This is a genomic window from Phreatobacter sp. (assembly GCF_052440005.1).
Lineage (GTDB): Bacteria > Pseudomonadota > Alphaproteobacteria > Rhizobiales > Phreatobacteraceae > Phreatobacter.
Genome location: NZ_JBQVQL010000151.1, coordinates 1 through 6,053 on the forward strand (window position 1 = coordinate 1; position 6,053 = coordinate 6,053).

6 protein-coding genes are annotated in these 6,053 nt (G+C 71.4%); 3 read left to right on the forward strand and 3 right to left on the reverse strand.

Annotated elements, in window-relative coordinates; translation table 11 throughout:
* Window positions 1–12: 12 nt before the first annotated feature.
* Together infA and ACT6XY_RS22115 are read right to left on the reverse strand one after the other, a co-directional pair.
* Complete coding sequence (gene infA / locus ACT6XY_RS22110; RefSeq protein ID WP_106750684.1) at window positions 13–297, reverse strand: translation initiation factor IF-1; 285 nt, start codon at window positions 295–297, stop codon at window positions 13–15.
* A 377-nt stretch (window positions 298–674) separates the two neighbouring features.
* Complete coding sequence (locus ACT6XY_RS22115; protein WP_444750466.1) at window positions 675–1,433, reverse strand: TSUP family transporter; 759 nt, start codon at window positions 1,431–1,433, stop codon at window positions 675–677.
* 94 nt (window positions 1,434–1,527) lie between these two features.
* On the opposite strand from ACT6XY_RS22115, the gene recD2 reads away from it, so the two are divergent.
* Window positions 1,528–3,714, forward strand: coding sequence for an SF1B family DNA helicase RecD2 (recD2, locus tag ACT6XY_RS22120; protein WP_444750467.1), 2,187 nt, complete (start codon window positions 1,528–1,530; stop codon window positions 3,712–3,714).
* A gap of 425 nt (window positions 3,715–4,139) precedes the next feature.
* Here recD2 and ACT6XY_RS22125 read toward each other — a convergent pair whose 3' ends face one another.
* The gene (locus ACT6XY_RS22125; protein WP_444750468.1) at window positions 4,140–4,874 is read right to left on the reverse strand and encodes a sulfite exporter TauE/SafE family protein; all 735 of its coding nucleotides are present in this window, start codon (window positions 4,872–4,874) and stop codon (window positions 4,140–4,142) included.
* A 145-nt stretch (window positions 4,875–5,019) separates the two neighbouring features.
* On the opposite strand from ACT6XY_RS22125, the gene ACT6XY_RS22130 reads away from it, so the two are divergent.
* Window positions 5,020–5,739 carry an ArsR/SmtB family transcription factor gene (locus ACT6XY_RS22130; RefSeq protein ID WP_444750469.1) on the forward strand — a complete coding sequence of 240 codons (720 nt, stop codon included), beginning with the start codon at window positions 5,020–5,022 and terminating at the stop codon, window positions 5,737–5,739.
* A gap of 94 nt (window positions 5,740–5,833) precedes the next feature.
* Window positions 5,834–6,053 (forward strand): hypothetical protein (locus ACT6XY_RS22135; protein ID WP_444750470.1); only part of this gene is annotated, 220 nt, incomplete at its 3' end.

Below are 6,053 nucleotides of genomic sequence, written 5' to 3' on the forward strand. Positions count from 1 at the left end.
GGACGGAGAGGCTCAGCGCCGGCGCTGCGGGCCGCCGGGACGGGCGCCGCCGGGACGCGGGCCGGGGGGCGGGGCGTCGCCCTTGTGGCGGAAGACGAGGCGGCCCTTGTCGAGGTCGTAGGGCGTCATCTCGACCGTCACCCGGTCGCCGACCAGCGTCTTGATCCGGTTCTTCTTCATCTTGCCGGCGGTGTAGACGACGACCATGTGGCCATTGTCCAGTTCCACGCGGAACCGGGCGTCCGGCATGACCTCCGTCACCTTGCCTTCGAAATTGAGGACGTCTTCCTTCGCCATAAGCTCGGCTTCTCCGTCGTTGCACCGGTCGTCCCGGCGCACAAAACCCCGGCGAAGCGGATGATCCGCTCGATGCCAGGGTTCGCGTCATACAGAATTTGTCGACGCGGGACCACCCTCTTGCCGCCGTTACATCCGCGGTCGGCTGGATGAGGTGATCTCGCGTCAGGGCTGAGATGCTCGCTGGACCGTCGCGACGCCCTTCGGCATCGCATGACGTTCACGGGAGAACCGCCGTGCCAGCCCAACGTCGCAGCAGGGGGATGGTTCCCTTTGCAGGGAGCATCCGCGCCGCGCAGCGCGGGAAGGCAGGCCTCGTCAGCCGGTGAGCCTGAGATGGGGAGCCTTTTTCCGATTGCAAGGGGCGCCCCGCCGGCTCAGGGGCCGAGGAAGCCGCGGGCGACGATGAGGACACCGCCGATCACGATGACCGCCTCCAGCATCAGCGTGTGCAGCCGAACCGGCAGGCGGTCGAGCAGGGCGCCGGCAACGAAGCCGCCGGGGAGGGTCGCGACCCCCACCAGCAGCGCGAAGAGCAGGAGCGGTGCCGGCAGCGCCTCGTTCCAGCCGAAGGTGCCGGCCTTGGCGATGCCGATGACGATGGAGATGGCGGCGTCGGTCGCGATCACCGCCTTGCTGGTGAGGCCCGCCGCCATCAGGAAGGAGACGAGGATGATGCCGGCGCCGCTGGAGGCCCCGGTGACGAGGCCGTAGACCCCGCCCGCCGGCACGAGCTGCCAGCCCTGCAGGCGGAAGCCCATGCGCACCAGCCTGCGCCTCAGCGGCACCAGGACGATCAGCATGAACCCGATGACGAGCGAGGCGCCGCGGGTGTCGAGCCGCGTGAAGCCATAGGCCGACAGCATGACGAGCGGCACGGCGAGCGGCAGCATCGCCGCGACCTTCCGCCAGTCCACCGCCTCCCGCATGGCGATGAAGCGGCCGACATTGGTGAACATGGAGGAGACGGCGATGACCGGGACGACGTTCTCCGCGCCGATCACCGGCACCAGCACCAGTGGCAGCAGCAGGCCGGTGCCGTAGCCCGCCATGCCGCCGATGACCGCCGCGCCGAAGGCCGTGCCGGCGACGAGGACTGCCTGGACGAGGGACACGTCGGCGAGGGCGAAGGCCATGGGCGGGGCGGGGCTGTTCGGCGTGGACGCGGGCGGCGGAGCGTTCTAGCCTCTCCCCGATCCCGATCACCTCCTCTTAGAGCGATTCGCCTCCATGCGCGCGAGCGCGGCCCCGTCCTCCGACAGCCCGCTGGAAACCCTCACGGGCACCATCGAGCGTGTCACCTTCCACTCCCCCGCGACCGGCTTCGCGGTGCTGAAGGTGCGCGTCCGCGGCAAGCCGCAGCCCGTCTCCATCGTCGGCACCACCTCGGCCGTGGCAGCCGGCGAGATGATGACGGCCGAGGGCTCCTGGGTGAACGACCGCACCCACGGCCTGCAGTTCAAGGCGGCGCGCCTCGTCACCGCCCCGCCCGCCTCCAAGGACGGCATCGAGCGATACCTCGCCTCCGGCGCCATCAAGGGCATCGGCATCGCCACCGCCCACAAGATCGTCCAGGCCTTCGGCAAGCGCACCTTCGAGGTGCTGGACACCGAGCCGCACCGCCTCAAGGAGATCGTCGGCCTCACCGATGCCCGCATCCGCCGCATCACCGAGAGCTGGACCGAGGACCGCATCGTCCGCGACCTCGGCGTCTTCCTGCAGGAGCACGGCCTCGGCCTCGGCCAGGCGGCGCGCGTCTTCCGGGCCCTCGGCACCGACGCCATCGGCCTCATCCGCAAGGACCCCTACCGCCTCGCCCGCGACGTCCGCGGCATCGGCTTCCTCACCGCCGACCAGGTGGCGGTGTCGCTGGGCCTTGCCCGCGACGCGCCGGAGCGCCTGCGCGCCGGCATCACCTATGCCCTCCAGGAGGCCCGCGACGACGGCCATACCGGCCTGCCGCGCGACGAGGCGGTGGCCCTTGCCGCCCGCCTGCTCGATGGCGACGTCGGTCCGATCGAGGAGGCCGCGGCCGCCGAGGTTGCCGCCCGCAACCTCGTCGCCGACACCATCGGCGGCGAGCCGCACCTCTTCCTGAAGGACCTGCACCGGGCCGAGAGCATCATCGCCGAGCGGCTGCGCGACCTCGCCAAGGGCTCCCCGCCCTGGGGCAGGATCGACCTCGCGACGGAAGTGCCACGCGTCGAGGCGCGCACCGGCAAGGCCCTCGCGCCCTCCCAGCGCGAGGCGCTGGCGACCATCCTCGCCGCCAAGGTCTCGGTCATCACCGGCGGCCCCGGCGTCGGCAAGACGACGCTCCTCGACACCATCCTGAAGCTGCTGACGCGGCAGGACGTGTCGGTGGTGCTCGCCGCTCCTACCGGGCGCGCCGCCAAGCGCATGACCGAGCAGACCGGCATCGAGGCCAAGACCATCCACCGCCTGCTCGAGATCGACCCGGAATTCGGCGCCTTCTCGCGCGGCCGCGAGAACCTCATCGACTGCGACCTCCTCGTGGTCGACGAGACCTCCATGGTCGACATCCCGCTGATGCTGGCCCTCGTCGAGGCGCTGCCCGCCGATGCCGGCCTGCTGCTCGTCGGCGACGTCGACCAGTTGCCCCCCGTCGGCCCCGGCCAGGCGCTCGCCGACATCATCGCCTCGGGCCTCGTGCCGGTGGCGCGCCTCACGGAGGTCTTCCGCCAGGCGGAGGCGAGCCGCATCATCGCCACCGCCCACCGCATCAACCGCGGCGAGATGCCGGACGCGGTGCCGGCCGGCGCCGAGAGCGACTTCTACTGGGTGGAGGCCTCCACGCCCGAGAGCGGCCTCGCCAAGATCATCGAGATGGTCAAGGAGCGCATCCCCCGCCGCTTCGGCCTCGACCCCATGCGCGACGTGCAGGTGCTGGCGCCGATGAACAAGGGCGTGCTCGGCGCCCGCAACCTCAACGTCGAGCTGCAGAAGGTGCTCAATCCCCCCGCCGGGCGCTCCATCGAGCGCTACGGCTGGACCTATGCCGCCGGCGACCGGGTGATGCAGACCGCCAACGACTACGACCGCGACGTCTTCAACGGCGATCTCGGCCAGGTGCTGCGCATCGACCAGGAGGAGGGTGAGCTCGTCGCCCTCTTCGACGGAAGGCAGGTCTCCTATTCCTTCGGCGACCTGGAAAACCTCATGCCGGCCTATGCCACCACCATCCACAAGAGCCAGGGCTCGGAATATCCGGCGGTGGTGATCCCGGTGACGACGCAGCACTACGCCATGCTGGCCCGCAACCTCATCTACACCGCCGTCACACGCGGCCGGTCGCTCGTGGTCATGGTCGGCGAGACGCGCGCCCTGCGCATCGCGGTGGACGGCGGCCGCATGAAGCCGCGGGTGACGAAACTCCGGGAATGGCTGACGGGGTAGGGGCTCGCTGCACGCCGCAAGTGCGTGCTTCGAGGCTCGGTCGCTGCCCTCCCTCGCACCTCAGGATGAGGAGGGTGGTGTGTGCCACATCGCGACGCGACGCCCGCCCCGACGCGCCCCTTCTGCAAGTCTCTCCCTCCTCATCCTGAGGTGCGAGGGCCCCTGGCCCGAGCCTCGAAGGACGCACTTCCGTCGTGCAACCCATGGGTTCTGACGGCCCCTCACCTCCGCATGCCACCCGGGTAACGCCCCACCCTCACCCCCCCTTTTCGCTCCGCTCCAAGGGGAGGGGGACTACGGCGTCGCGGGTCCCTGGCAACGGCTGGGCCTGGCCCACCCCCTCACGGCAATCGGGACGCAGAAGTCCCCCTCTCCGCGCGCAGCGCGGGGAGGGTGCGGGTGGGGCCCTTGTCCCCGCCACACCCTCACAGCAGCGGCTTCACCGCCAGATGCGCGCCGAGCAGCATCAGCCCGATCATGAACCACGTCCGGAACGCCGCGGGGCTGATGCGCGAGCGGATCGCCTGTCCGATCGCCATGCCGAGGAGCGCCGGGGCGAGCATGGCGAGCGAGATCAGCGCCGTGCCGCCGGCCAACACGCCCTCGCTGAACAGCCCCAGCCCCAGCGCCACCGTGGCGACGAGGAAGGTGATGCCGAGGGCCTGGACGAGGTCGTCCTTCTCCAGCCCCAGCGCCTGCAGATAGGGCACCGAGGGCATGACGAAGATGCCGGTGCCCGCCGAGACCACCCCCGTGATCAGTCCGACGACCGGCGACAGGAAGGGCTCCGCCCGGGCCGGCACCCGCGGGCGGAGCGGCGACAGGCCGAGCCCCGCATAGAGGATCAGCACGAGGCCGAGCGCCACCGAGGCATGGCCGGCCGAGGCGCCGGTGATGATGCCGCTTCCGAGCCAGGTTCCCGCCACGAGCCCGGCGAGCAGGGTGGCGAGCCGCCGCGTCAGCGGCCAGAGGTTCGGCCCCGCCGCCACCTGCCAGACATTGGTGAGGAGCGAGGGCACCAGCATCCACGAGGCGGCCAGCGCCGGCGTCATGAACAGGCTGAGGAGGCCGACGGCGATGGTCGGCAGGCCGAGCCCGATCACGCCCTTGACGAGGCCGGCGACGACGAAGACGGCGGTGGCGAGGGCGAGCATGGCCATGGGAGGATCCTGACTGCGAAGGCGAGAGCCGCACCATCCACCGGTTCGGGAGCCCGACGCTTCGGCGGACGACGAAGCAATCGTCTCCTGCCCGGTGTAGCCTGTCCGAGGCTGCGGGACATCCCGCGGCCAAAGGAGGAGCCCCATGAAGGAAGGTCCGTCCATCGCCACCATCGCCGCGCTGATGGGCGATCCCGCCCGCGCCAACATGCTCGGCGCGCTGATGGCCGGCCGCGCCCTCACGGCGGGCGAGCTGGCGCGCGAGGCGGGCGTCAGCGCCCCCACGGCGAGCGGCCATCTGGCGCGGCTCAGCGAGGCGGGCCTCGTTCTCGTCGAGGCGCAGGGCCGCCACCGCTACTTCCGTCTCTCCGGGTCCGACGTCGCCCTCGTGCTGGAGGGCCTGATGGGGCTCGCCGCCCGCACCGGGCGCCTGCGCACCCGCCCAGGTCCCCGCGACCCCGCCCTCCGAGAGGCCCGCACCTGCTGGGACCACATGGCGGGCGAATGGGCCGTGCGTCTCTACGACGGCCTCATCGCCGACGGACGCCTCGCGGCCACCGACGGCGCGGTGAGCCTGACTGAGTCCGGCCGCCGCTTCTTCCGCGCCGAGGGGGTCGACGTCGATGCGCTCGACACCGGCCGCCGGCCGCTCTGCCGCGCCTGTCTCGACTGGAGCGAGCGGCGCCCCCATCTCGGCGGCCCGCTCGGCCGCGTGCTTCTCGACCATGCGCTCAGCCGGGCCTGGATCAGGAAGGCGCCCGAGGGGCGCGCGCTCACCGTGACGCCGCCCGGCCAGCGTGCCCTGCGCGCCTGGATCGGCGAGCCGCGGCCGGTCGCGGAAACAATCAGCTACGCAAGAGGCTGAATCGGCAACGATTTCGTCCGGATTACCGCCATAGTCGGGGGGCCTTCTGGCGCCCTGATTGGTGTCGGAGCGGAGTGACCCCGTGAGTTCTGGAATGCTTGGATCGGTGGCGAGGGGCGGCCGCAGGCTCGCCGCGCAGATCGTCGTCTCGGTCGTCGCGACCGCCTGCGCCGCCGTGGCCGTGCCGAAGATGCTGACGGCGCTGGCGCCGGCCGCCTGGACCGCCCCGACGGAGAAGGCGGCCATCGTCAGCCGCGTCGCGCCGCCGGTGGATTTCGACGCCGCCTTGGGTACGATCATTCAAGTCTGTATCG